Origin of the sequence: Streptomyces sp. NBC_01723 (assembly GCF_036246005.1) — a bacterium.
GTDB lineage: Bacteria > Actinomycetota > Actinomycetes > Streptomycetales > Streptomycetaceae > Streptomyces.
Genome location: NZ_CP109171.1, coordinates 288,466 through 314,066 on the forward strand (window position 1 = coordinate 288,466; position 25,601 = coordinate 314,066).

The window sequence follows — 25,601 nt, forward strand, 5'->3', positions numbered from 1 at the left end:
CAGCGTGACGGGAGAACGGCTGTGGGAAGCCATGACGGAACCCCCTCGTACGAGGGAAGGGAAGGCAGACCCCCCGGTCCGAGGCCACTCGCCTCTCCTGTCCATGGTGCCCCCGAAGGCGGAACATCACCACTGAGAGCCTGACCGGGCGAGCTGCGCTGAGCGGGAGTTGGTGTCTGCTGCCGGCCAGAGTGCTGACTGGCTGTCGCATGGCGCGGCCCGCGAGTGGGTGCGACCCTGGAAGTGGTGCTGTGCGCCGTTCCGTGCTCTCGCGAGGAGGGATGGTCATGGCCAAGCGTCTGGTGGTCTGCTGCGACGGTACATGGAACTTCGCGGACCAGCCGAGCAAGACCAACGTCGCCAAGGTCGCGCTGTCCGTGCGCCCCGAGTCCGCCGCCGGGGTGGAGCAACGCGTCTACTACCACAGCGGTGTCGGTACCCATCGGCGGGAACGCCTGCGCGGCGGCGCGTTCGGTGTGGGGCTGTCCCGGAACATCGTGGGCGCCTACCGGTTCCTCGTCGAGACGTACGAGCCGGGCGACGAGTTGTTCCTCTTCGGTTTCAGCCGCGGTGCGTTCACCGCCCGCAGTCTCGCGGGTCTGGTACGCAACAGCGGCATCCTGCGCCGGGAACACGCCGACCGGATCCCGGAGGCCTGGGCTCTGTACCGCGACCGGATCGAGCAACCGAACGGCGCGGCAGCCACATTGTTCCGCCGCTCCTACGCGCTCGAGACGGAGATCGGATTCGTCGGGGTGTGGGACACGGTCGGCGCCCTGGGCATTCCGGTGCCGGACACGACATGGCTGCATCCGGCGGTGAACAGGTTCAACCGCCGCTGGGCGTTCCACAACACCGAATTGAGCAGCTGGATCAAGGCGGCCTTCCATGCACTGGCCGCCGACGAGCAGCGCTCGGCATTCCGGCCAACGCTGTGGCATCAGAACCCCGGCTCCGCCGAGCAGGGTCAGGAGCTGAAGCAGGTGTGGTTCGCCGGTGTTCACTCCGATGTCGGTGGCGGCTACAAGGAGACGGGACTGTCCGACGTCGCCCTGCTGTGGATGGTCGACCAGGCCCGCAGGCACGGGCTCGAGTTCGACTCCCACGCGCTAAGCACGGACGGACCGCGGGTGATGCAGCCCGGGGAAAGCATCGACTTCCGTGTACGACCGGACGGTTCGGGTGTTCTGCATGCCTCACGGACGGGCATGTACCGAATGTCCAAGCCGCTGCACCGGCCGCTCGGAGAGGCGGTGAACGACGACGGCGAGGCCGACGGCAACGAGTTCCTGGCGGTACCCGCCAAGGAGCGCTACGACCGGAACACGGACTACCGGCCACCGCAGCTGGAGCGCTACCTGGGCAGACAGGAACGGGTCCGGCTGGAGCCCGTCCTGCTGCCGGGCCTCTCAGCGGGCCTGCCGCCCATGCCGCCGACCGCGTCCGGTCACAGCGCGGCGACCGACGCCGCGGCAGCCGACGCACACAACGGAGCCGACCGTGCCACGTGACGCCGCGGCCCCAGTCGGGGCGACCCGGCCTGGCAGTCGCCGTTGCGCTCGTTGCACCGTGCTGAAGTCCACGCCGTCGGCGGGTCGTTCCTCTTCGGCGAGGTCTGGGTGGCGGAGTCAGCTCGCCTGCCATAACTTCGAAGCAGGGGCACACCTCCGAAGGGTGCGCGACGGTGACCTCGATAGACGACAAGCACGCCGAACTCATGGCGTCCGGTCTGAACCTGGGCGCCCCCGTGGGACCGGAGGAGGTCCTGTACGACGGGGGCTCCATGCGCCACTTCGAGTTCGGTCGGATCCTCTTCCATCCACGGATTGGCGAGGCATTCGAGCTGCACGGCTTGATCCTCGCCACCTACCTCGAGCTCGGCGCGGAGTACAGCGGTCTCGGCCATCCGGTCACCGACGAGATCGACGACGCAGCCGTCCCGTTCGGGCGAAGGAACGTGTTCGAGCACGGATCCCTGCGCTTCGACCCCGCTGTTGGCGTGAGGCAGGAAGTCTTCGAACGCGAGCTGGTGCCGTCGGTGACGGTCAAAGTGGTCGACGGCACCTTCGTCCCGCTCGGCCCCGGCGGCGCCCTCACCCTCACCGATTTCGCCAACGCGGTCGTCGGACCCGGGTTCGAGCCGGTGATCGCGGTGATCGGCTCATTGCTGCCGGGCCTGCGGCTGCGCCGCGTATTCGACACGCACACGGGCGACGAGATCCAGGTGATGATCGACGAGGCCCGTGCCGCCGACCCTGACTACTCGGCGACCGACTTCAACAACTTCCTCGCGATCGACTGCCCACCGGGATTCGACACCGACGGGCTGGCCGCGGCGTTGTCACAGCTGGCCGGCACCGTGGAGTACGCGTACACCACGCCGTTGGCGTCCGACCCCGTCGTCGGCACCTCGAACCCGCTGTTCAGCCAACAGGGCTATCTACGGCCGGCGCTCGACGGAATCGGTGTGCAGGCGGCATGGGCGAAAGGCGCCGACGGTTCGGGGTTGCAGTTCATCGACGTCGAGCAGGGCTGGTTCCTCGGGGGGCACCAGGACCTGCCGACCGGGATCCAGTTGCTCGGCGGACACAACATCGCCGCAAGCTTCCCGCACGGTGCCGCCGTACTCGGAGAGGTGGTCGGCGCCGACAACACCGTCGGAATCTGCGGCATCGCGCCGGGCGCGTCCACCCGGGTCATGTCGTACAACCAGTCGAATCCACCGTTCAACTCCTTCCAGAGCCGCCAGGAGCTCGCCCACGCGGTGATGGTGGCGCAGGCGCAGCTGCGTTTCGGCGACGTACTGTTGCTGGAAGCCCAGCTCGCGGCGACCATCAGCGGCGTCAAGCACCTCGTGCCGGCCGAGACCGACCCCGCGGTGTTCGCCGCGGTACGGCTCGCTACCGCGCGCGGGGTGAGCGTCGTCGAGGCGGCCGGGAACAGCGGTGCCCCGCTCGACCAGTTCGTCGGACCGCAGGGCCGCCACTCGCTCGACCGGCAGAGCCCGGACTTCCAGGATTGCGGGGCGATCGTGGTCGGCGGCGGCTCATCCGCGCTCCCGCACGGCAGGCTGGCCGCGCCGAATCCTGCGACCAATGGGGTGATGAGTGGCTTCGGCACCCGCATCGACTGCTACTCCTGGGTGGAGAACGTGGTGACGTGCGGGAACCCTGCTGCGCCGAGGAAGAAGGACGGCTACTGGACCGCACCGCCGTTCGGCGGGACCTCGGCCGCGGCGCCGGTGATCGCCGGCGTCTGCCTGCTGGTGCAGAACCTGTTTCAGACCCTCAACCCGGCGACCGGGGCACCGGGGAAGATTTCCGCGACACGGATGCGAAACGTGCTGACCCGCCCGCTCAACAGCAGTCCCGGCGCTCCCGGTGCTTTCATCGGAGTGATGCCCGACCTGCACAAGTTGATCGGCAACGAGTTCGTCTAGACGAGCGGAGGGATCCAGAACGGGCCCACGGCGATCGTGAGCAACTCGGCTCGCTGCGGCGATGTCTGGCACCCGACGTCCCGTCGCTGATTCCCGGCGGCCTGGTAGGTCGGTGAACCGCCGCCTCATCGCTGCTCAGCCGCCGCCAAGGCGGTAAGAACGCGTCGGGTCTTGCCGTCGGTGTGCTCGGAGAGCTCCACTCCGCGTCCCCGTACCGCGTCCTGCAGTTCCCGCTGCTTGCGCTCGGCGCGCGCCGTGAACTTCTCCAGGTCGTCCTCGCCCTCGGGCTGCACCCGGGTCGAGATCTCCAGGAAGCGCAGTCCGGCAACCGACCACGCCTCCAGGTCGACCTCCAGGTCGTCAAGTGGAACGTCGTCGGCCTTCGTCGAGTGGACCGGCCCCAGCGCGACCAGCCCGTCGAGCCGGACGTCGGGTGCGCAGGCGTGCAGGAACTGATCCTGCACCGCGTCGACCGACGCGGCGGGATCGGCCCCTGGCTTCACCGCGTCCGCGAGCGCTCCGGGCGGGTGGGCATGCGTCAGGGAGGCGGCCACCACACGGCGATTCCCCGACCAGTCCTCCTCCATCTTGTACCTGAACGGCTCCGCCTCGAAGGGAGCGGAGAACCGGCCGACCAGCTGCTCCCGGGTGCACGGACGCAACTTGACGGTCAGATCGTCCGGGGTTCCGCCGATCCTGAACCGCACGATCGCGCCGCCGTCCAGCAGGGGCATTCGGCCCTCGGCGACACCGTTCCGCTCCTCGGCGAACCAGATGCGGCGCGTCGTCATCGGGCTGCGCGACCCGCCGAGGGCCGACAGCGCCCCCGCGACGTCGCCCTCGACGTTGACCTTGATCTCGGCCGGCAAGAGGTCCATCGTTTCTCTCCAGCACGCATCCTGCAGGGGGCACTTCGACGGCTGTCAGGTGGGTTTCACGTCTGTTCCGAAGCCACCACGGGCCGGGCGCTTCTCGAAGTGGAGATGAGGGCCGGTTGCGTTCCCTGTGGAGCCGACTTCTCCGATCTTCTGGCCCGCCTTGACCGAACCTCCTCTCACGGTCTGCTCGGAGAGGTGGGCGTACCAATAGTCGAACCCGCCTGCGCGCAGCACGAGGAAGTCACCGAAGCTGCGGTCCTTCCCGCTGCGGACTATGGAACCGTTGCGGACCGCAACACATGACGTGCCCTTCTCAGCGGCGTAATCCACTCCGGTGTGGTAGCCCAAGCTCCAGTGAGGCCCCTTCACCCGGTAGGCGGTCGTGGCGCGGTGCTGCGGTACGGGAGACACGGCGCGGCCGTCAGGAGCCGACGACGAGGCCGGGACACGGAGGCGGTCCCAGGAGGTCTTACCCGGAATGCCGTCGGCGTCGGTCCCCTCGAACCCGATCTTGCGCTGCCATGCGGCGAACGACTCCCGGTCGACGTCCGTCCACTCGGGGCCGGGTCCCGTCCGGTACTTGCCGCACTTCTCCGCCACCAGACGTTTGCCCATCGACGCGATCATGGGACTACGTTGTCCCTTGTGGAAAAATTTCGCTCCTGGAAATGGTGCCAAAGCAGGCATGACCCTGTCTCCTTCTACTGAGCAGACACCGTGTTCGGTTGAGCCGAGTTGGTGAGTCCCAGCACGCTGCCCTTCCGCAAGCCCCGTGCTCGTCTGCCCGCCGAAGAAAGCCCGTTCTAGAGCAGGGTAGCGCCGGTCAAGGAGTGCGCCTGTCGGTCGGACACGGTCGTCTATTTCCACCATGCGCCCGATGGGAGCCCCTCGCAAACCCACAAAAGGGGCTATTCAAACACGTCTTCTGACGTCAGCTCGACAAATTCTCAAGGCTCCGCGGTTGTTGCTCATGAAACTTCAGACGTTGGGGACTTCGAGCCTGTCCCAGCTCAATCGGCCGGGGACGCCGTCGGCAGCGCGTCCCTCGAAACCCAGCTTCTGCTGCCAGGCGGTGTAGGACCTCACGTCGCCCGCTCCCCACACGTCGAGTCTGGTGCTGGACGTGTAGCGGTCGCAGTCTTCAGCGACGAGCCGGCCATGCATTCCGCCGATGACGGGTGATTGATGCCCCGCCTGGAAGAAGGACGCACCGGGGAACGGCTCGAACTGGGGCTCAGCATGGGAGGGAGTAGGCGGCTGGGACCCGAACGCGGGCCAGGAACCTGGGTCGACGTGGTCGTTCTCCGGGACATGGGCGTGGGCGTACCAGCCGCCCTGAGTCCGCCACTTGTCGGCCGGACACGTATTGCGGGACAGGGACGTCGGGCGACCCATGGGCCAGACGTCCGGTACGTCCCACGAGCTGACCCATGCGTGGAGATCGCCCCACCCCTTGCAAGGAGTGTCGGCCAGCCTGGCGAACACTTTGCCGTTCACACGGCAGTGCGGGAAGAACAACGCCTCGATCTGGATGACCACTCTGCCGGCCCGGTTGGTACGAGTGCCACCAGGCGCGTCGAACACGGCTTTGCTGCGGGAAGTGGCGGGGAAGAACTGGGCGAACGCTCCGGTGAAGGGATCCCAGAGGATCTGTGGAGCCCGGCCTTTGCCGCTGCCGGTGAAGAAGCCCTTGAGGTTGGCGAACGGGACCAGATCCAGGGGAGATTCGGCGGTGGCCGCCCTGTCCGCCGTAATGTGCGCGATAGCCCTTGGCGGGAATTCGGGGTCGCATGGCGCATGGTCCCCGACGTCCGCCCTGAGGGCTTGGGGCATCCATGGATGAGGCATGGCGAGATCCTTCCCTCGTCGCATCGCACCGCTCTTGATCGTGAGGCGCAGCGGGGAGACATGGGGAAGCCGGCGAAACGAACAACGTGCCGTGCGGCAGGCCCTCCCCTACTTTCTACGATGCGACTGGCAGTCGGCTGCGGCAAACCGTGAAAGTGGCAGGAAGCGGTTGGGCAATGGTTGCCCTTGGGCACACGTCACGCTCGGGTGCCGCTCGTGATGCCGAAGTCGGTGCCTGCTTCGCGGACGTCGCTCGTGCTGGGAGGGCCGGCCGTACCGCGGCTTGGTGCTCCCGTTGCAGACGGCGCCGGGCAGGTGAAGAGTAGGTTCATACCTACTTCGCAGGCTTCCGGCTCCGCTTTCCCTGGAGCCGCTGCCAACGCGGAGTTTCCCCATCGACGGAACATTACGGCGCCAAGCGTATCTGGAATCATTATGGCCAGAATCTCCCGGCGACACATACTTCACGCGGTCAACGCCTCTCTCCTGGCGGCAGCACTCGCGTTCCCGGCAGGTCTGACGATTGCCGCAACGGATTCTCAGAGCTCGAACGGAAGCCATGCCGGAGTCCCGGCACAGACCACTGATCCTCCGCCGTCGCCCCCTTCCGAGCCCAGTGAACCGGACGATCCCACCGAGCCTCCCCCCTCACCACCGGACTCCGGACCGACATCCCCACCAAGCGATTCGCCGGAACCCGAGACGTCTCCCTCCTCCAAGCCGAGCGGGACGCCGGAAACTGAGCCGTCAGACCCCGACGATACTGACGGACAGACCTCCGACCCGCCGCCCGAGCAGAAGGTGGAGATCGACGAGGCGACGACGACGCTGAACGAGGAGAAGGAACGAGTCCCCGAAGAACTCGCATCGACCGTGGAAAAGCTGATCAGCATCATCAGCACGGTGAAGGACCCGGATACGCTGCCTCAGGACAGGCAGGGTGTCATCGAGAGCGCGGAGAATCTCTCCACCGCGCTGGCGGCCATCAATGACGCGGGAACACCCCCGGAGCTGCGGAAAGATTTGACCGCGATCGTGAAGCAGGTGACTTCGGCTCTCGGAGCGGCCGGCGATACCCGGGTACCGGCCGAAGAACGGTCCACACTCATCCTCGTGATCAAGCGCACCACTTCCACACTGGACATGATCTGCGACCCCAAGACGCCGCAGGACGTGCGGGGCCAGATGATCAGCACAGCGAAAGACACAACCTACGTGGCCGAGAGCTCATCCACCGTCGAGAGCTCACCTGGTGCCGAGAGTTCACCTGCTGCCGAGAGTTCAGCTGCAAACACGGGGTCGAAGCAGGCCACTTCGAACACTCTGGTCTCGTTGAGCGCATCCTCGGACATAGCGCGCGACGGAAGGACACCGCCGAAGGAACGAGAACAACTCACGGAGATCACGCAGCAGGTCAGCGCACTGCTGAAGAAGAGCAACGACTCCGGGGCCTCGCCGGAGGAGCGGTCCGAAGCCAAGAAGGAGCTGGAGGACAAAACCTCCCGCATGAAGGACCAACAGGAGCAATCCGCCTCCGCCCAGGACCGCCCCGAGGAGTCGCTCGGCAAAGCAGCCGCGTTCTGCACGAGCGCCATCTTCGAGTCCACCCCTGAGTCCGACCTCGTACGGGGACTGAAGAAGCAGATTCCCGCCCAGTGGGAAGCCGAAGGGGTTAAGGACTTCTGGAAGGCGAAGGACAAGAGCAATGACACGCTCGACGTCCTCGCCCAGTTGCAGAACAACGAGAACACCAACGGCCCGTTCGAAGTCGTACCGCTCATCACCGAACTCGCCGAGCTCGTGCCGCACGACAAACTGTTCGGGACCCTGGGAGCCTCTGCCCTGTCCTGTGAGCAGACGGCAACGTATCTCGACGAGAAGTTCGGGGTCACGGTGGACACCTGGCTCAGCAAGACGAGTGAGTGATCGGTCAGACGTCGGCAGATTTCAGCAGTTCGGCCACGGATACCTCTGAAGCAGACCGGGCCCTCGCAGCTCCGTATCTCTCCAGCTCCCTCCTCTCCTCCTCGTAGTCACCCACCCCGGAGAATTTGTAGGAGAAGGACGAAATCGAGGAAATAAAACGGCCTTCAGGAGACCAGACAGCCGTCACATGGCGAGGTTTTCGCGTCACATTGATGAGATTGTTGTTGTGTCTCACCCTTCCGCGATAGACGAGCTGGCCCCCACATATCGCCGGTTCACAGTAGTAGAGCGGGTCGCGCTCGTTCCATGAAGGATGCGGGGAACTGAACTCCTCCACGTCAAGCCTTCCCCGATCCTTTCGCATGTAAGAAATCTGCAATGCAACACTCAGCGTGTCGTACCCTACGTCCCTGGGCAGCTGAAATACACGCTTCATTGCGTACTCCTGCCCAACGTCGAGCGAATCACCGGAATGATAGAATCTTCCACTGCTTATTGTGGTGTACTTGAGTCGGTCGACATAGAGTTCGGCCTCCCCCTCTCGCGCCCCTTGCTTCCCGACGCTCTCCCTCCACTCCTCCATCAGATCCTCATCGCCTTTGGAATACAAGGCGACTCTGCCGCGGACCGTGTAGATGTCATTGATGATGTACACCGGTATCCCTCCGGTGTTTTTCATGTGCAGCGTCATCGGAACATGCACGAAGGGCAGATTTTTGTCCTCCCACGCCTTCCCGAATTCCGCTTTCATGGTGAAGTGCATGGGGGCCGCCGCAGGCTGATACATGGTGGAGTAGGCGAGGCTGACCGCCGTCAGGAGTGCCGTTGCGACCACTCCGGCAGCAAATTTCTTCGGTTGCGGTATCCCCTTCCACGATTTTTGGCGCACAAGAATACACAAGGCCCATACGGACCAGCAGAAGGCAGGCAAATAGACCAGCAGGTAGCGCGTGTACTCCCGCTCCTCGAGCCAGAGGAGAAGAAGGAGAGCGTCGGTGGCCAGCACAGTGACTGTGCCGAGCAGGACAATCGCTCCGGATGCCCTGAACTGCCGTCTCCCCCAGTAGTCGATTGCCGCGAGTGCCGCAACTCCCAGCACCACGCCCGAGAGGACGAACAGCACTCCAGTAATCCGTTGCGAGAAAGTGAGAGCACCCGAGGCATCCGGCCATCCGATGACCACGTTGAAAACCATGGAAACGAGCAGACCGGCCACCATGAGCGACATGATCGAGCGCCTTCTCCAAGCCCGGTCGGGCCAGGTCCTGCTGTCACCCCCGCGCCAGCATATGGATGCCGGATCATCCAGATCCATGTTCTCCGGGTAACCCAGACGGCCGAGTATTCTGCGCAGCTCGGCCGATGACCAGGCACTGCCGACCGTCTCGCCGCCGATGGTGATGCGGCGCAGGCCACGGCTGTCCGGTGTCTCCACGACGGCCCATGGGCGGATACTCATGCCCCCAGACTCAAACCTGACCCGGCATCGTGCACGCGGAGCTACCCCAATGGGTTCCAGCGATGATCTGACCAGAAGACGGTGTCAGCTCTGCAACTCCTCCAGTGGGCTCTACGGTCAGGACGGCGAAACAGGCCTTGTGGTTGTCGACGGTGTTGGGAACGACATCGAGCGCGCACGCGGTGGCACGGCGGTTGTGGGCCCGCCCGAGGTGTGGACTGTCCGCTCTCGGTCGGCTCCGGGCGGTCGGCCACCAGGGCGAGCGGGACCGTGATGCGGTGGAGGCCAGCTCGGCTGTCGTTCGTTTCGGCAGAGAGGAGTAGAACGTCCGTCGTGTCAAACACGCAGTACGGACCGTCGTGTGTGCTGGCCACGGTCGAACCATGGGGCCCACGTGCGCCGTCCTGGCTGGTGCGTGTGCCCTTGTGGATCGGCTGCGCGGTGCTGACGATGCGGGGCGTGCCCGGTCTCGTGGAGAACGTCACCACAGCGACGGGACTCACTCCGCACGGCCTGCTCGGGATGGAGAAGGAGGCCGTTGACACAGGGTCACGGGACTTCTGGAAGACGATGGTGATCAACGGCTACTTCTTCCTCGGCGCGGTGCTCCTCGTTCCGGCCACCGTGCTGTCCCGCCGGAGTCGACGCCAAAGCGAAGGCGACGCGAAGGGTGGATGCAGCGCCGCCCGCCAAGGGTATTGATCATGAGCGTTGTCAACGCCGACCGTGATCATGGCGAAGACCTCCTGTGTGGTGGAGCTGTCCAGGAACCCACCGCACGGAGGTCTTCGTGTCCCACCGTGATGCCCGGCTGACCGTTCACGGCAGGCGGCTGCTCATCGAGCGTGTCCGCACCGGCCGTCCGGTCGCTCACGTCGCAGCCGAGATGGGGATCTCTCGTGTCACGGCCCACAATGGGTTCGCCGCTGGCGGGCCGAGGGCGAGCAAGGACTGCACGACCGCTCCAGCCGGCCTCTGAGAACACCGCACCGCACCCCGTTGGCGACCGAGGCCCAGGTACGCAGGCTCCGCCAGGACCGCAGGCTCGAGCCCGCCCGCATCGGCGCGATCCTGGGTCTGCCCGCCTCGACCACCCACCGGATCCTGGTCCGCCACGGCCTGAACCGTCGGGCCTTCCTGGACCGGCCCACTGGACAGATCATCCGCCGCTACGAACCCGACCGGCCCGGCGAACTCGTCCACGTCGACGTCAAGGAACTCGGCCGGATCACCACCACCGCTGCCACACCGCACTCGGCGGCCATCCACCGATCAGCCGCGTGAATGACCCTGCGGGTCAATACAGCTAAGGCGCGCTCTTGAGAGCTGGCTGTCGCGTCAGCAGCGGGTGACTCCCGGGCTCGTGAGCATCGGCTTGGCCGCATTCGGGGTGCCTCAAGCGTCCACGACAAACGACTCTCGTTCTCGTGTACAAAGCCAGACGTCATCAGTCCCACAGCGCGCCGACTGGAGTCTGCACGGCGTCAGTCGTCGCCGGCGATGAAGCCGGCTATTGCGGCGGCGACTGCTTCGGGCTGCTCGTCGGGGATGAAGTGCCCGGCGTCGGGCACGACGACTCCGGTGGTGTTGTCGGCCCACGGGCTGATGGAGGCGGCCATGTCCGGGATGGAGCCGTGGCTGCTGGAGATTCCGAGGATGGGCACGGACAGGTGCCGGTGGTTGAGCGCCTGGTGGTTCTTGCGCGCCGACTCGGCGGCGTCCCGGTAGTAGGCGAGGGAGGCGCGGAGGCCGCCGTCGGCGGCGAGGGCCGCTGCGTAGTGGTCGAGGTCGGTGTCGTCGAACGCCTCGGGACAGAGGGTCTTCGTTTTCAGGAACCAGCCGACATACTCCCGTTCGCGGCCGGCGAGCAGGGTCTCGGGCAGGTCGGGCACGAGGTGGAACGCGAAGTGCCAGGTCTTCCACGCACGGGCCGGGTCAGTGGGGATCGTTTCCGGAAGGGTGATGCCGGGGATTCCGGCGTCGAGCAGGGCGACCCCACGCAGCTGGCTCTCGTAGTTGAGAGCGAGGGAGAAGGCGACCCATGCCCCGATGTCGTGGGCGGCCAGCCAATAAGTCGTCACTCCGAGTGCCCTTGCCGCGGCGTGGACGTGGGCGGCGACGGTATGGGTGTCGTAGCTTCGCTCCGGGCGCTCGGAGTGGCCCTGGCCCGGCAGGTCGATCGCGATGACGCGGAACCGGTCGGCGAGACCGGGCATGACCTTGTGCCAGGCCTGCCAGGTCTGCGGGAACCCGGCGAGCAGGACGACTGCCGGGCCGGCCGACTGGCCGCCTTCGACGGCATGAAGGCGGATGCCGTCCGCGTCGACCCAGCGGTGGGTGAATCCGGCCAGGTCGTGCAAGGGCAGGTCGCGGACGGGGTTGGCTTCGGAGACACGCTGAGAGGTGGTCGCTGAGTCAGTCATGGGAGACCTTCATCGGTGTGGGATTCGCTGGTTGTGCCGGTGTTGAAGAGCGGAACGTTCAGATCCCCACCAGCCTGGCCATGAGTGGATGGGGACGGCGGCTGCCAGGACCAGACGGCGCGACCATGGTGCCGTCTCGGACGGCGGCGGGGCCCGCGCTCGTGATCCTGTCTTCAACGTAACACGTCTTGAACTATCCAGTTCAAGATAGAATGGTGTCCAGCACAGCCCAGAGACATCAAGACACCGGCAAGGAAGTGCCACGTGGCAGGCAAGAAGCAGTTCGACATGGACACGGCACTCGACGCCGCGATGATCCAGTTCTGGCGCGTCGGCTACGCCGACACCTCCGTGGACGACCTGTCACGGGTAACCGGCCTGAACCGCAGCTCCATCTACTCCTCCCTCGGCGCCAAGGACACGCTCTTCCTGCGCTGCCTTGATCGCTACGCCGCGCGCTACGGCGAGAAGTACGACGCCGCCCTGTCGTGTGCGGCCTCGGAGCCCCTTGCGGCTGTTCGTGCGTTCTTCGACGTCACCCTTGAGCGCATCGCCGATCCCGAACTCCCCGACGGGTGCCTGATCGCCCAGTCGGCCATGGCGATTCCGGTGCTGAGCCCCGCCGTCGCGGCACACGCCAAGGAGGCGCTCGGCTTCCAGCGTCTGCGTCTGCGCGCCGCGCTGAAGGCGGGGCGATTGACCGACGAGGACGCCGATGCCTTCGCTGAACACACGGCGGCCGTGAACCAGTCTCTCGCGGTCATGAGCAGAGCCGGGGCGAGCCCGGCGCAGCTCCTGGCCATCGTGGGCGTGACCGTCGACGCGCTTTCGCAAACGTTGCGCACAGCTGGACATGCCTAGGCATGCATGCGCCCTCCGCGGTCAGCTCCGGCCGCCCACCCCGTCGCCGTCGAGTTCTGCTCGGATCCGGCTGAGCCACTCCGCTCCGATCCGTCGTCCGTCGGGGAACTGGTCGTCTCGGTCCCATCGCCACGTTGTGATCATCGCCAGTACGAGGAGGCGGCACTCGCGCAGCAGGTGCTGGTTGACGCCCGGATAGTGCGCGCCGACCTCCTCGGGGGCATGGGCCAGGTCGAATTCGACGGGGCCGCGGCAGCACGTCTCCAGGTCAATGAACAGCAGTCCGTTCGGCGTTGTCAGGACGTTGCCCGGGTGCGGCTCACCGTGCAGCAACTGGTCGGCCTCGCCGCGCTCGCGGATCGCGAGCCTCAGGCTTTGTAGCGTGTTGCGCAGCAGTTGCCGGTCCGCTTCGGCGAGATCCGGGGTGCGGTCGCGGTTGGCGACGAGTTGTTGAGCCTGCTCGACCCGGTCCGTGAAGTGCGGCGTCGGGACGTCGAGCCGACTCATGCCGGCATGCAGACGCTTCAGCGCGTCGGCGTAGTCGGCCGGTGACACCTCGGGTGGCGCCATGGGCTCGTAGTAGGTCCAGAACGTGACCGCGAAGCCGTCCCGCTCATGGACGCGTGGCTCCACACGAGGTTCGAGGGCGGCCACCGGGCACCCGGATGCGGCGAGCCGCTGCGCCAGCTCGACCTCGAACTCCGCGACCTGCTGCGCGACGGATGCCACCCGGGCCAGGACGTCACAGGGCAGCAGACGCAGGGTGAGCTTGTTCGAGTCGTGGAGAACGGTCACGTCTTCGGTGGCCAGGCCGAGTGACGAGGCGATCGACGTGGCCGCGGTCACCGCCCGACGGAACTCCGGCTCCTGCATGTGTTGCTCTGCCCCTCTCCCCCCAACGCCGCCTGCTGGCGGCACACCGCGGCTTCGCGGCGCTGTTTGACGGTACTCCGGGCGCGGTCAGCCGCCCTGGCCGGCGCTGCCGATCGGGCCGACCTTCACCGGGGAGCCGGTCCCGTCCGTGACGGGCAGCGTGGCGGCGCCCGGCCAGTCGAGGGTGACGGACTTCGTCTCGTCGGGCGGGGTGACGACGAGCCCGGTGATACGGACGCCGGAGCCGCCCGAGTCGTTGATCGGGTAGTGGATGCCGAAGGCCACGGTCTCCCCGTCCTTGAGGGTGCCCGGGACGACCGGCTCGCCACTGCGCTTCGCGGACAGCGTGCCCGAGTTCGTCTTCAGATCGACGCCGGCGTACCCGGAGATCGCGCACTCCCGGCCGCCGCCGTTGGTCAGCTCCACCGCGACGGTGCCCTCGGTGTCGCCGTCGATGGTGGCGTCCATCGCCTTGAACTTCAGCTCGTCGGTACGGCACTTGCCGACCTTGTCATTCGCCCCGGAGCCGGACCCGGACCCGGAGCCCGCTGCCGTCCCCTGCCCACCGGTGCCCTCCCCGCCAGACTCGTCCCCGGCGCCCTGCTGCGAATCGCCGGAGCCCGAACCGCCGCCCGAGGAAGCCTCGCTGGACGCCGCCGACGGGTCGCTCTGCCCCGTGGCGTCGTCGTCGTTCTGGCAGGCCGTGAGCGAGAGGCTCGCGGCAACGGCGAGAGCTGCGAAGGTGAGCTTGTGAACGCGCATCGTTTCTTCCTCAGAATCGGTTGGGCGTGCCGACCGTCGGTACCAGTCGCTGCTGTACCGGCGCTTGTGCACACGAAGAGCCACCCCGCCGGGCAGTCCGTTCCGCGCAACCGCACCTGAAGACATTCCTGTTACACGCACACCGAGGCGCACGACGCACCACCGCCGGCGCACCACCGCCGGCGCACGCCCGGCCGGGGCACGCCCTCGGTCGGCCGGACAGACACCTCCAGCCGCCGTTCCTCACCATTCGCGACCACCGCCCCCCCTGGGACAGTCCTGTAACCCGGCGGATCTTGACCCCACCTGTCGGCATGGCGTCCGTGCGCCGCGCGGGACCGGCGCTGAGGGGCAGTCATCCGGCCAGGCTCTCGCCGAAGAACGCGGTGAGTTCGGCGACGGCCGGAGTGACGTAGGCGTCCCTGTCGTACAGGTCGACGTGCGTGGCTCCGTCGATGACGGCCAGCCGCTTGGGCTCGGCCGCCTTCTCGATGGCCTCCCTGCTGAAGTACCCGGTCTCCGCCTCTGAGCCGATGATCATCAGCAGGGGGCGGGGCGAGACGAGTCGGATCATCGCGTACGAGTCGTACTGGGCGATCAGGTCGACGCTGCGCTGCACCCATCCCCGGTTGGCGCGCGGGTGGTGACCGCGCGGGGTGCGGTAGTAGTCGAAGGTCTCCCGCAGTTGGCGGGTTGCGGTCGGCGGCAGGTCCTCGGCACTGTCGGGCAGCCATGCCACCATCCGTGGGGCGGCACCGCGTGCTTCCGCCGTGCGCTGCGCACCGGCCTGGTCGAGCATCGCCCTGAGGACGGCCGGGTCCTGTGTGCGGCCCAGTCCCTCCCGGATCACCGAGCCCATGTCCGCGGCGCTCACCGTGGCCACGCTCCTGATCCGGTGGTCGGTCTGTGCGGCGTAGGGCACGTAGCCGCCGGAAGCGCAGATGCCGAGGGCTCCGATGCGGTCCGGGTCGATGTCGTCGCGCGTGGTCAGGTAGGTCACGGCGGACTTGATGTCCTCGGCGCGTTGGAAGGGGTCCTCCAGCCCTCGTGGCTCCCCCTCGCTCTCGCCCTGGTAGGCGGCGTCGAAGACCAGCGCGGCGAATCCGGCCCGGGCCAGGCGCTCGGCGTAGACGCTCGGACTCTGCTCCTTCACGCTGCCGCCGGGGTGGGAGACGACCACAGCCGGTAGCCGGCCGTCGATGTGGTCGTCGGGGGTGAAGAGGGTTCCGGCGAGGGAGAGATTGCTGCTGGGAAAGGTGACGTCGGCCTTCATGTTCCTGTGTCTCCTGGAGGTGGAGGCGGTCGATGCGTCTCCGGCGGTGGTGTCCCCCTCGGGGCCGTCCGTCCGTCGGTCGCGTCACCGACCCTCGCAGCCGGTACGGAGAGGGGTAAGGGGCGTCTTCCGGCCCGGGACAGCGCTGTCCTGGGACACACCAGGCCCCCTGTCGCGGGCGCGGCCGTCTGCCAGACTTGCCCTCATGAGCAGCGGCAACGCGCGCCGGAGCGAGCTGGGCGCCTTCCTCAAGGCCAGGCGTACGGAGCTGAGCCCGGCCCAGGTCGGGCTGCCCGAGTCGGCCTCCCGGCGCAGGGTCAAGGGGCTGCGCCGGGAGGAAGTGGCCCTGCTCGCGTCGATCAGCCCCGACTACTACACCCGCCTGGAACAGGGCCGCCGTCAGGCGTCCGAGCCGGTACTGGACGCGCTCGCGCGGGTCCTGAGGCTGGACGACGGCGAGCGTGCGTACCTGTTCGAGCTGTCCGGCCGGGGTGCCGCCCGGCCCCGGCGGCGCACCGCGCAGGAGGTCCAGCCGCAGCTGCGGAGGCTGCTGGACGACCTGCCCACCACTCCGGCCGTCGTCCTGGGCCTACGCACCGACATCCTCGCCTGGAATCCGATGGCGGCGGCCCTCTTCACCGACTTCGCGCGGATTCCCGAGGAACGGCGCAACTTCGTACGGCTGGTCTTCCGGGATCCGGTGGTCCGGGGCCTGTACCCGGACTGGCAGTGGGTGGCGCGGACGAGCCTGGCGCAGCTGCGCATGGATGCCGTCAGGGACCCGAAGGACCCCCGGCTCGCGGAACTGGTGGGCGAGCTGTCGCTCCAGGACCCCGACTTCCGGCGCTGGTGGGGGACCCACCGCGTGGCCACCCAGGGCACCGGCACGAAGGTCCTCCAGCATCCGGTCGTCGGCCGGCTCACCCTCGACTGGTCCTTCCTCGCCCCGACGACGGACCCCGACCAGCAGCTCATCACCCTGACCGCCGAGCCGGGATCCCCCAGCGACGAGCGTCTGCGGATCCTCGCTTCCTGGGCGGCGCGGGACACCCGCCGTCCGGAGGCGCGCTACCGTCCGGACACATGACGTCCTCCTCACGCGCGCCGCTGGAGCGGCTGCGGTCCGAGCTGCGGGAGCTGGCCGAACCGCAGGTACGCGCCCAGCTCTTACGGGTGCTCAGCCCCTCAGACGACGAGCTGCTCGGCGTAAGGGTCCCGGTGCTGCGCGATCTCGCGCGGCGCTACCGCGGGTTGCGGCCGGAGGAGGTGGACGCCCTGCTGCGCAGCCGCGTCCACGACGAACGGTTCGCCGGGCTCCTGGTGCTGGCCGAGCAGATGCGTGTCGCCCGTGGCAGCGGGGAGCGCGGGACGCTGGTGGACTTCTACCTGGCGCGCACCGGCTGTGTGGACAACTGGGATCTGGTGGACGGATCCGCGCCGGTCGTGCTGGGCACGTGGCTGCTGGAGGAGTCGCAGGACGTCCTGGACGAGGTGCTGGACCGCCTGGCCGGGTCGGCCTCCCTGTGGGAGCGGCGGATCTCCGTCGTGGCCACGCTGCCACTGATCCGCGCCGACCGCTACGAGCCGACGTTCTCCCTGGTCAAGGCGCTCCGCCAGGATCCAGAGCCGCTCATTCACAAGGCGCTGGGGTGGATGCTCCGGGAGATCGGCCGCCGCGACGCACGGGCGTTGGTCGACTTCCTCGACCTGCACGCCCCCGAACTGCCGCGGATCACCGTGCGCCACGCCACCGAGCGCCTGGGGCCGGAAGACCGGGCGAGGTTCGTGCGTCGACGGTAGACGGCACGTCGCGCCGGACCGGGCCCGGCCGTCGGCCGGCGTGGCGTGCCGTGGGTGGGTGGCTCGTCCGGCGGGGCTCTTCATGTGTCAGGATGCGGTGAACTGACCTTGGGGGAAAGGGTTCAGCCGGGGGGTCGGCATGGAACATGGGGAGCATGGGAGACGCCGGGCGGTACCCGGGGCGGTGGTCGCCGCCGGGGTGGTCGGGGCGTTGGCGGTCGCGGCGCTCGTACTGCGTCCCGCCGAGGGCCTGCTGCACTCCGGCCAGGGGCCGCTCGGCCACTGGGGCATCGTCGCGATCGGGTCGTCCGTCGCCTGGGCGGCAGGGGTCATGCTCGTCGTCGAGCGGCTGCGTTCCAGGATCGCGGCCGACCGCGACCCGCTGACGCCGGGCGAGGAACGGCTGCGGCGGGCGGCCGTGCCGCTGCTCCTTGCCGGGCCGGGCGTCATCGGCGTACTGGCCCTGGTCATGCATCGGTTCAACCGGCGGAGCACATCACCCACCCCGCCGGTGGAGCTGCCGCCGCCGGTCTCACCGCCGCCGGTTCTCGGCAGGGCCGATCCCGAGGGGGATTCCGGGCACGGCTCCTCCGTGCCGCTGTACGTTCTGCTCGGCCTGCTGGCCGCGGTGGTCGCCGTGGTCGCCGCGGTGCTCGTCGTGCGGCGGCTGCGCCGACGGGGTCTGACCGTGCCGGCGCTCCCCGAACGCGCGGGCGCCCCGGCGGGGGACGAGGACGCGCGGCTGCTCCTGGCAGCCGTGCACTCCGGCCGCCGCGCCCTCGCCGACACCGGTGACGCCCGTACGGCCGTCATCGCCTGCTACGCGGCGATGGAGGACGCCCTCGTCGCGTCCGGCCTACGGCGGCACACCTCCGACAGTCCCGCCGACCTGCTCACCCGCGCCGCCGACGCGGGCCTCGCCCCCGGCCCGGCCGCGCCAAGGCTCACCACGCTGTTCCGCGAGGCCCGCTACTCCTCGCATCCGATGGGGCCCTCGCACCGGGAGGCCGCGGCCGACGCCCTGGAAGAGATCGCGTCGCTGCTCCACCACGGGGAGGCGCAGCGGTGAACGGGCGCACGGAACGGCCCGTGGGGCAGGACACGTTCACTCTGCGCGGGCTCGGTCTGCTGGGCGGGGCGGTCGCCGCCTCCGGCGTCCTGCTCGTCCTGCTCCTCGACGGCTTCCGGGCGGCCGGCGCCGTCGTGACCCTGCTCGCCGTCGCGACGCTGGTCGTGGCCCGGTACGTCGCCGGGGCGGGCGCCCTCGACTCCGGACGGCGGGGCGACGTACGGCTGCTGCGGACCCGGACGCCGGGCATGGGCGAATGGCGACGGAACGTACGCACCGCCACCGGTCCCGACGGCGCCCTCTACTACCGGGCGGTGCTGCGGCCCGAGCTGCGCCGCCTCTACGCCGCCGCACTCGCCGAACACCACCACGTCTCACTCGACCAACAGCCCCGGCGCGCCGCCGATCTGATCGGACCCGACCTGTGGCCCTGGCTCGGGTCCGAGACGCCCCGTACCCGGCCCGACGGCGGCATCCCCGTCGACGTACTCCGCCGCCTCGTCGACCGGCTCGAACACCTCGGCTCACCCCGCACGCGTACCCCCGGCACTCACAAGGAAGAAGCGACGTGACGAGTCCCACCACGCCTCAGCCCCTTACCCCCGCGCAGGTCGGCGAGCAGGCCGGTGCCGTGCTGCACGAGATCGAACGTGCCGTCGTCGGCAAGCCGGACGCCCTCGAACTGGTGATGCTGGGCGTGCTGGCCGGCGGGCACGTCCTCGTCGAGGATCTGCCGGGGCTCGGCAAGACGCTCCTGGCCCGGTCCTTCGCCACCACGCTCGGCCTGGACTTCCGGCGGATCCAGTTCACGCCCGACCTGCTGCCGTCGGACGTCACGGGGGCGCCGTTGTACGACCAGCGCACCGGCGAGATGGTGTTCCGTCCCGGGCCGGTCTTCACGCACCTGCTGCTCGCCGACGAGATCAACCGGACGCCCCCCAAGACGCAGGCCGCGCTGCTCGAGGCGATGGCCGAGTCGCAGGTCACCGTGGACGGCGAGACGCGGCCGCTCGCCGACCCGTTCATGGTGGTCGCGACCGCCAACCCGGTGGAGTACGAGGGTACGTACTCGCTGCCCGAGGCGCAGCTCGACCGGTTCCAGCTGCGGGTGCGGATGGGCTATCTGGGCGCGCGGGAGGAGCTGGTGATGCTGCGGGCCCGGATCGACCGGGCCGCGCCCGAGGCGGTGCTCAGGCCGCTGGCGGGGCCGGCGGACGTCGTGGCCTGGCGGCGCGTGGTGGAGGGTGTGGAGATCGACGACGACCTGCTGGAGTACGCCGTCGCGCTCGTCGGCGCGACCCGCGAGCACCCCCAGATCAGCATCGGTGCCTCGCCGCGGGGCGGGCTCGCTCTGGTCCAGCTCGCGCGGGCCCGCGCCGTGCTGAACGGCCGCGACTACGTCGTCCCGGAGGACGTCAAGGCGCTCGCGGTGCCCGCGCTGGCCCACCGGGTTTCGCTGCGGCCGGAGTTGTGGGTGCGCGAGGTGGCCACGGACGACGTGCTGCGGGAGATAGTCGACAGCGTCGGCACGCCGTCCACGCGGCGTACGGCCGCCGTGTCGTCGTGACCGCGCCCGCGCCGGCACCCCGGCCCGGCGCCGCGGTGGTCCGTGCCCTGGAGGGGCGCACCTCCCCCGCGCAGCCGCCGCCCCCGCCGCCCGGCGGGCCGCGCCCCGGTGAGCGGACGCTGCGCCTGCTGACGGTCGCCGTCGTCGCGCTGTCCGCCGCCCTGCTCACCGGCCGGGCATGGCTCCTCGCGCTCGCGGCCCCGCCGCTGGTGCTGCTCGCGCTCGCGCTGCCGCGCGCGTACGCCCGGCGCGTCGAGACGTCGGCCGCCGTGGAACCGAGGCGCTGCTTCGAGGGCGACACCGTCACCCTCCGGATCTCGGTGGCCCACGACGGTGGCGCCGTCCGGCTCGATCCCGGGGTCACCCTCGGCCCGGGCCTGCGGCTCGACGAGGTCGTGGTCGGCGCGTCCACGGTGACGTTGCGCCACACGGCGCTGCTCTGGGGACGCTGGTCGCTCGGGCCCGTGGACCTCGACGTGTACGACGCCGGGGGCACCGTGCGCCGTACCGTGCGGGTCGAGGCGGCCGAGGTGTCGGTGTTCCCGCGCCCCACGCAGGCGCGGTTCACGCCGATTCCGGCGCGGTTGCCGCAGCGTCTCGGCGAACACGCCTCCGTACAGGCCGGCGAGGGCGTCGAGGTCGTCGGGGTGGGAGCGTGGGTGCCCGGGGAACGGCAGCGGCGCATCCACTGGCCGTCGACGACCCGGCGCGGCGCGGTGCAGCTGCACCGGTTCGCGGCCGAGCGTGCCGCCGACACGGTGATGCTGCTCGACGCGTTCGGGGACGTGGTCGACCCGGTGACCGGGGTGTCGTCCCTGGACGAGACGGTGCGGGCGGCCGCCGGGCTGGCCCGCGCGTATCTGCGCACCCAGGACCGGGTGGGGGTCGTCTCGACCGGGGGCACCACGCGCTGGCTGGCGCCGGGCACCGGGGACGCGGCGTTCTACCGCATCGTCGAGAGTGTCCTCGACGTCCGCAGGGACCGGCGCTTCGACGGACCCGGGCTCGAGCGGGTGCCGCCGCCCGCGCTGCCGGAGGGCGCCCTCGTCTACGTGTTCACTCCGTTGAGCGACGCCCGGATGCTCAAGGTGCTGCGGGATCTTCAGGGGCGGGGACGCCGCCCGGTGGTCGTGGAGATCCCGAGCGGGGACCCACCGGTCGAACCCGGTGACGTGTCGGGCGAGTTGGGGCTGCGGCTGTGGCACGCGGACCGGGACGCCATGAGGTTCGCCCTGCGGGACAGCGGGGTGCCGGTGCTGCGGCACGTCGTGGGTGAGCCGTTGGATCTGGCGTTGGCACCGCTGTTGTCCGGGCGGGTCGGCGGGAGGGGGCGATGACGGTGCTCGACACGCGGGTGAGCCTGCGGGAGTGGGCGGGTTACTGGATCGGAACCCTGCCCGTGCGGGTGATCGGGTCGGCCGCCGTCGTGATGGCGTGGCGGCCGTGGGCGACCGTGGGTGGGGCGCGGGACGCCCTGCTGTTGGGATGCGCGGTCGTCTTCGCGGTGTGGGCGGCACCGGCGCTGGACCGGCGGCCGACGCTGGAGTCGGTCCGCTGGTCCCACCTCCTGGTGCGGCACCGGACGACCGTGTTGGCGACGGGCGTCGTGGTCGTCGCCGCATTCGGCGACCCGGCGTGGTGGGAGGGCGCCGGGGTGGTCGTGCTGCTGGTCGCGTACCTGGTGACGAGTGAGAGCCGGCCGTGGCGGTGGGGGCGCGGGGCCGCGCGCGTGTGGGGAGAGGCGGTGGCGGCGTGCGCGGGCGCCGGCGTGGTGGCGGGGGCCTCGGTGGTTCCGGTGACCGGGACGGAGTTCGGTGCCGGGCGGGTGGTGGCGGCTGGGGTCGTCGTGGGGCTGGTGGTCGGTGGTGGAGTGATCGGCGCCCGGCGGTGGGGCGTTGGGCGGTGAGGGGAGCGCGGTCACCGAGTTCCGTCGTTCACGGAGGACCTGAACGGCCGCCGCCTCAGAGTCCCACCACGACCAGGGCGATGTCGTCGCGGGCGCCGTGGCTGACGCCCAGGCTCTCCAGGAGGACGTCGGCGAGGCGCTCGGGGTCCAGGCCGAGGCACTGGCGCAGGGTGTCGGTCAGGCGCCGCAGGCTGATGTCGATGTCCTCCTCCCGGCGTTCGACCAGACCGTCCGTGTAGAGGACCAGGATGTCGCCGGGCTGGTAGCCGATGCCGGCTTGGGGGCGCGGCACGTGGGTGAGCCGCGCGCCGAGAGGCGGATCGGTGGCCTGGTCGAGGAGGTGGCAGGTTCCGTCGCCGCGTATCAGGACGGGCGGCGGGTGCCCGGCACTGGAGTAGATGATCAGCTGTGAGCGGGTGTCGACGAGGGCGGTGACGGCGGTCGCGGCCAGGGCGCCCTCCACGGAACGCGCGTACAGGCCCAGCACCTCCAGCGCCTGGGCGGGGCCGGGGACGGTGCGGCTGGCCGCCGACAGCGCGCTGCGCAGCATTCCCATGACGGTGGCCGCCTCCAGGCCGTGGCCCACCACGTCGCCCACGGCGACGAAGAAGCGCCCGTCGGTCAGGTCCACGGCGTCGTACCAGTCCCCGCACACGTTCAACGAGCCGATGGCAGGCAGGTAGCGCACCGCCACGTCGGGGTGGCGTGCGAGGTCGGGTGAGCGCAGCATGGCCTCCTGGAGGGTGATCGCCACCTGCCGCTCCCGGGCGTGTGCCTGCCGCAGTTCCTCGTTCAGTCGCTCCAGTGCCTTGGCCCGGGCGTACAGCTCGGCCTCGATTCCGGCCTCCATACCGGCTTCCGGCGGGCCCGGGGAGTCGACGGGAGAGCGGAGCCAGTGCCGGCGTTCGCGGATGAACGCGGTCACGTCCTCGACCCGGTGGATGATCCACGCGACCTTGCCCCCGGGGTCGAACACAGGTGTGTTCACCGGTGACCACCAGCGTTCCTCGAAGTCACCGGGTCGTTCGGCGCTGGGGATGTCGTAGCGCTGTACGGCCATGCTCTCCGCCTGCCCCGTGGCCAGCACCCGTCGCAGGGAGGCCGACACCTTGCGCGCTCCGTCGGACTCGGGATCGGCGGGATTCTCGGGGACGGCGTCGAAGAGGTACCGGCCGAGCAGGCCCCCCGCCGCCCGCCCCGTCACGCGGCAGTAGGCGGCGTTGACGCTCACGATCACCAGGTCCCGGTCGACTACCAGGTACGGGCTGGGCGTCGCGGCGAACAGCGCCGCGTAGTCGACCTGGCCCGTCCACGGTGGCTCAGCAGTCACACCCACCTCTCCAATGTACGTACGGGGTACCGGCCCCGCACGCCGCCGCTGAACCGGGGCGTCGGTCAGGCGCGCAGGCGGCGGAGGTACACCGCGGTCAGCGCGACGGCCCGGTCCTCGTCCCGGGACAGTTCCTCCAGGGCATGTGACGCCCTCGTTCCCGGGATGCCGGCCAGGGCCTGGGTCAGCCGTCCGCGTGCCGGTGCTCCGGTGGTGGCGCGGGCGAGGCGGCCGACGATCCTGTCGGCGATCCGGTCCGCCATCGCGGTGTCGGCGGCCAGCACGCTCAGCGCGTCCGCGGCGTCGGTGTCGTTCCGCCCCTCCACGATCATGTCGACCAGTTCCGGCACCGCCTCGGCCACGCCTCGTGTTCCGAGTGCCAGCGCCGCACACCCGCGCACCGCGGCGTCGGGGCCGGCGAGAGCGTGCCGCAGGTGCCCGGTGACCTCGTCGCCCGGCAGCTCGGCGAGGCTCTGCACGGCGCGTTCCCGCACCGCGGCCGCCGGTGAGCCGAGGGCTTCCGCCAGGAGCGCCGGGCCTCGGTCGCCGGACCGCGCCAGCGCCCACCGAAGGGCGCCCGCGACGATCGGGTCCGGCTCGCTCAGAACCGCCTCGACCAGGGCCTCCACCGGCACCGGGACCTCTTCGCCGGAGGAGAGGGCCGCGCGTTGGCGGGCGCCGGGACTCTTCGATACCAGCGCCTGGAGGAGCGCGACGACCTGGAGAACGTCCTCCCAGCCGGCGGGGTCCGCGGCATCGATCCGGGACAGCCGCGTGAGCAGCTCGGTCTCGGCCGCGACGCGTTCGCGTGTCCGGTGGATGAGGTCACCGACGAGTTCCGACGGCATGAAGCCGGGGTCGTCGAGCGCGCGCCCGATCTCACGCAGCGACAGTCCCAGTGACCGCAGGCTCTCGATGTGGAAGATCCGCCGGATGTCCTGCCCGGAGTACTCGCGGTATCCGGAGCCGGTGCGGCCGGAGGGTCTCACCAGACCGAGCGACTCGTAGTGCCTGAGCATGCGGGCACTGACCCCGGACCGTCGCGCCACCTCACCGATCAACACGTCCCATCATCCCTCATCCCGCATGCCTCGTTCCTCATCGTCCTCAACGGGGGCTCCGCCGAGGGCCACCACGCGCTTCGCCTCCTCGATCGCGTAGCCGAAGCCGGTGTCCGGGTCCCGCAGCAGCCGCTCGGTGGCGAGGGCGTGCGCCCGCACGAGCGGGTCGGCGGCCGTGGCGACCGCGCGCAGAGCGGGCTCGGCCGCCTCGCCCAGTGCGACCAGCGCCCGGCTGAGACTCAGCTGCGTCTCCCGGCCACCGCGGCCCAGCTGCGTCACCAGCAGCCTGGCCAGCGCGGGCTCGTCGCCCTCCGGCACCAGCACGACCGCGGCCCGCCAGGCGCTCCGCACCACCTCGTCGTCGGCGTCGGACAGCAGCGCGGGCGTGATGGCCGGCCACGCCCGCCGGTCCCCGATCTTGGACAGTGTGTGCAACGCCTGGCTCCTCGCCCGGGCGCGCTCCGAGCGGACCTCGCGCACCAGCCCGGGCAGTGTCACGGAGACCGGGTGCCGGGTGAGCGCCCAGGTCAGCATGTCGCGGACGAAGAAGTCGGGCTCGATCGCGCTCCGCTCGACGAGCTTGTCGACGAAGCGCGGGTCGGGCGTCGTTCCCACCGCCAACGCGGCCCGCAGCCGCACCGACGAACGGTGGTCCTCCAGCGTCCGCAGCACCCGGAGGGCGTCCGCGTCGTCCTGTTTCGTGGTCGTCATCGAGACCACCTCCCTGACGGGCAGTGAAGACCTTGCCACGGTGTCAAGGTCAAGTCGGGTAGTAGTCACCGTCCAGGAAGTCCGGGTCCGCCTCGAGGCAGAGGGTCGGGTCCTGCCAGATGAAGGAGAAGGACGGGCAGGCCGCGTCCCCGCCGTCCCACCATGCCTCCACGGTGACGGTCCTGGGGCGCAGCCCTGCGGCTTGAAGGTCTCGTCGTACTGGCGCAGCCATCGGGTGGTCCCCTGACCGATGCGGTGTTCGCCGTCGGCGGTCACCTGCCAGTGGACCGTGTGGTCGGTGCAGCCTTCCGGTACGGAGACGCGGACGGTGCTGCTCAGCAGCCACGCCTCGCCGGTACCGAAGCCCGAAGGGACGGTGAACGTGCTGTCGACGCCGTGCCGGACGTCCCAGACG

Annotated in this window: 24 protein-coding genes and 2 pseudogenes; 13 read left to right on the plus strand and 13 right to left on the minus strand. The window is 69.5% G+C overall.

All coding sequences use genetic code 11. The annotated features are described in order from the left end of the window. The first annotated feature begins 287 nt into the window (after nt 1-287). Together OIE75_RS01280 and OIE75_RS01285 are read left to right on the plus strand one after the other, a co-directional pair. Complete coding sequence (locus OIE75_RS01280; RefSeq protein ID WP_329469075.1) at nt 288-1,511, plus strand: DUF2235 domain-containing protein; 1,224 nt, start codon at nt 288-290, stop codon at nt 1,509-1,511. Between the two features lie 206 nt (nt 1,512-1,717). Next, nucleotides 1,718-3,439, plus strand: coding sequence for a S8 family serine peptidase (locus tag OIE75_RS01285; RefSeq protein WP_329469076.1), 1,722 nt, complete (start codon nt 1,718-1,720; stop codon nt 3,437-3,439). A 125-nt stretch (nt 3,440-3,564) separates the two neighbouring features. On the opposite strand, the gene OIE75_RS01290 is transcribed toward OIE75_RS01285, so the two are convergent. The 4 genes and pseudogenes from OIE75_RS01290 to OIE75_RS01305 form a co-directional block, all read right to left on the minus strand. Beyond that, on the minus strand, nt 3,565-4,317 hold the full coding sequence (locus OIE75_RS01290) for a hypothetical protein (protein WP_329469077.1): 753 nt from the start codon (nt 4,315-4,317) through the stop codon (nt 3,565-3,567). Between the two features lie 45 nt (nt 4,318-4,362). After that, on the minus strand, nt 4,363-4,728 hold the full coding sequence (locus OIE75_RS01295; RefSeq protein ID WP_307017657.1) for a M23 family metallopeptidase: 366 nt from the start codon (nt 4,726-4,728) through the stop codon (nt 4,363-4,365). Nucleotides 4,729-4,758: 30 nt separating this feature from the next. Continuing rightward, nucleotides 4,759-5,001 (minus strand): annotated as a pseudogene (locus OIE75_RS01300) (peptidoglycan-binding protein); the annotation flags it as partial. A 294-nt stretch (nt 5,002-5,295) separates the two neighbouring features. Beyond that, on the minus strand, nt 5,296-6,150 hold the full coding sequence (locus OIE75_RS01305; protein ID WP_329469078.1) for a peptidoglycan-binding protein: 855 nt from the start codon (nt 6,148-6,150) through the stop codon (nt 5,296-5,298). An 816-nt stretch (nt 6,151-6,966) separates the two neighbouring features. Between OIE75_RS01305 and OIE75_RS01310 the strand changes: the two genes are divergently transcribed. Next, nucleotides 6,967-8,091 carry a hypothetical protein gene (locus OIE75_RS01310; protein ID WP_329469079.1) on the plus strand — a complete coding sequence of 375 codons (1,125 nt, stop codon included), beginning with the start codon at nt 6,967-6,969 and terminating at the stop codon, nt 8,089-8,091. A gap of 4 nt (nt 8,092-8,095) precedes the next feature. Here the strand turns inward: OIE75_RS01310 and OIE75_RS01315 are convergent, their stop codons facing one another. Further along, on the minus strand, nt 8,096-9,550 hold the full coding sequence (locus OIE75_RS01315; RefSeq protein WP_307008905.1) for a hypothetical protein: 1,455 nt from the start codon (nt 9,548-9,550) through the stop codon (nt 8,096-8,098). Nucleotides 9,551-9,913: 363 nt separating this feature from the next. On the opposite strand from OIE75_RS01315, the gene OIE75_RS01320 reads away from it, so the two are divergent. Continuing rightward, nucleotides 9,914-10,252 (plus strand): hypothetical protein, encoded by a 339-nt coding sequence (locus tag OIE75_RS01320; protein WP_329469081.1) that lies wholly within the window; start codon nt 9,914-9,916, stop codon nt 10,250-10,252. An 88-nt stretch (nt 10,253-10,340) separates the two neighbouring features. Continuing rightward, nucleotides 10,341-10,780, plus strand: a pseudogene (locus OIE75_RS01325) (leucine zipper domain-containing protein); the annotation flags it as partial. A gap of 254 nt (nt 10,781-11,034) precedes the next feature. Here OIE75_RS01325 and OIE75_RS01330 read toward each other — a convergent pair. After that, a complete protein-coding gene (locus OIE75_RS01330) occupies nt 11,035-11,973 on the minus strand; it encodes an alpha/beta fold hydrolase (RefSeq protein ID WP_329469083.1) in 939 nt (312 codons plus the stop codon). 264 nt (nt 11,974-12,237) lie between these two features. Between OIE75_RS01330 and OIE75_RS01335 the strand changes: the two genes are divergently transcribed. After that, nucleotides 12,238-12,834 (plus strand): TetR/AcrR family transcriptional regulator, encoded by a 597-nt coding sequence (locus OIE75_RS01335; protein ID WP_329469085.1) that lies wholly within the window; start codon nt 12,238-12,240, stop codon nt 12,832-12,834. 21 nt (nt 12,835-12,855) lie between these two features. Here the strand turns inward: OIE75_RS01335 and OIE75_RS01340 are convergent, their stop codons facing one another. From OIE75_RS01340 to OIE75_RS01350, 3 genes are all read right to left on the minus strand, one after another. Further along, the gene (locus tag OIE75_RS01340) at nt 12,856-13,707 is read right to left on the minus strand and encodes a phosphotransferase enzyme family protein (protein ID WP_329469087.1); all 852 of its coding nucleotides are present in this window, start codon (nt 13,705-13,707) and stop codon (nt 12,856-12,858) included. An 87-nt stretch (nt 13,708-13,794) separates the two neighbouring features. Then, nucleotides 13,795-14,469 carry a DUF4232 domain-containing protein gene (locus OIE75_RS01345; RefSeq protein ID WP_307008913.1) on the minus strand — a complete coding sequence of 225 codons (675 nt, stop codon included), beginning with the start codon at nt 14,467-14,469 and terminating at the stop codon, nt 13,795-13,797. A gap of 355 nt (nt 14,470-14,824) precedes the next feature. Next, nucleotides 14,825-15,742, minus strand: coding sequence for an alpha/beta hydrolase (locus tag OIE75_RS01350; protein WP_329469089.1), 918 nt, complete (start codon nt 15,740-15,742; stop codon nt 14,825-14,827). A gap of 205 nt (nt 15,743-15,947) precedes the next feature. Between OIE75_RS01350 and OIE75_RS01355 the strand changes: the two genes are divergently transcribed. The 7 genes from OIE75_RS01355 (at nt 15,948) to OIE75_RS01385 (ending at nt 22,084) form a co-directional block, all read left to right on the plus strand. Beyond that, nucleotides 15,948-16,829, plus strand: coding sequence for a helix-turn-helix domain-containing protein (locus OIE75_RS01355; protein ID WP_329469090.1), 882 nt, complete (start codon nt 15,948-15,950; stop codon nt 16,827-16,829). Continuing rightward, a complete protein-coding gene (locus tag OIE75_RS01360; protein ID WP_329469091.1) occupies nt 16,826-17,542 on the plus strand; it encodes a DNA alkylation repair protein in 717 nt (238 codons plus the stop codon). The genes OIE75_RS01355 and OIE75_RS01360 overlap by 4 nt, the downstream gene beginning before the upstream one ends. Nucleotides 17,543-17,681: 139 nt before the next feature. Then, nucleotides 17,682-18,611 carry a DUF4129 domain-containing protein gene (locus OIE75_RS01365; RefSeq protein WP_329469092.1) on the plus strand — a complete coding sequence of 310 codons (930 nt, stop codon included), beginning with the start codon at nt 17,682-17,684 and terminating at the stop codon, nt 18,609-18,611. Next, nucleotides 18,608-19,183: a hypothetical protein gene (locus OIE75_RS01370; RefSeq protein ID WP_329469093.1), complete on the plus strand. Its 576-nt coding sequence runs from the start codon at nt 18,608-18,610 to the stop codon at nt 19,181-19,183. The genes OIE75_RS01365 and OIE75_RS01370 overlap by 4 nt, the downstream gene beginning before the upstream one ends. Further along, nucleotides 19,180-20,178, plus strand: a complete 999-nt coding sequence (locus tag OIE75_RS01375; protein ID WP_329469095.1) for an AAA family ATPase — start codon at nt 19,180-19,182, stop codon at nt 20,176-20,178. The genes OIE75_RS01370 and OIE75_RS01375 overlap by 4 nt, the downstream gene beginning before the upstream one ends. Further along, a complete protein-coding gene (locus OIE75_RS01380) occupies nt 20,175-21,515 on the plus strand; it encodes a DUF58 domain-containing protein (protein ID WP_329469097.1) in 1,341 nt (446 codons plus the stop codon). The genes OIE75_RS01375 and OIE75_RS01380 overlap by 4 nt, the downstream gene beginning before the upstream one ends. Next, complete coding sequence (locus tag OIE75_RS01385; RefSeq protein WP_329469098.1) at nt 21,512-22,084, plus strand: hypothetical protein; 573 nt, start codon at nt 21,512-21,514, stop codon at nt 22,082-22,084. Before OIE75_RS01380 ends, OIE75_RS01385 begins: the two co-directional genes overlap by 4 nt. A gap of 55 nt (nt 22,085-22,139) precedes the next feature. On the opposite strand, the gene OIE75_RS01390 is transcribed toward OIE75_RS01385, so the two are convergent. The 4 genes from OIE75_RS01390 to OIE75_RS01405 form a co-directional block, all read right to left on the minus strand. Then, a complete protein-coding gene (locus OIE75_RS01390; protein ID WP_329469100.1) occupies nt 22,140-23,414 on the minus strand; it encodes a PP2C family protein-serine/threonine phosphatase in 1,275 nt (424 codons plus the stop codon). Nucleotides 23,415-23,479: 65 nt separating this feature from the next. Then, nucleotides 23,480-24,478: a MerR family transcriptional regulator gene (locus OIE75_RS01395; protein WP_329469101.1), complete on the minus strand. Its 999-nt coding sequence runs from the start codon at nt 24,476-24,478 to the stop codon at nt 23,480-23,482. Nucleotides 24,479-24,484: 6 nt separating this feature from the next. Further along, the gene (locus tag OIE75_RS01400; RefSeq protein ID WP_307008928.1) at nt 24,485-25,186 is read right to left on the minus strand and encodes a HEAT repeat domain-containing protein; all 702 of its coding nucleotides are present in this window, start codon (nt 25,184-25,186) and stop codon (nt 24,485-24,487) included. 49 nt (nt 25,187-25,235) lie between these two features. Then, complete coding sequence (locus OIE75_RS01405; RefSeq protein WP_329469102.1) at nt 25,236-25,418, minus strand: hypothetical protein; 183 nt, start codon at nt 25,416-25,418, stop codon at nt 25,236-25,238. Nucleotides 25,419-25,601: the final 183 nt, after the last annotated feature.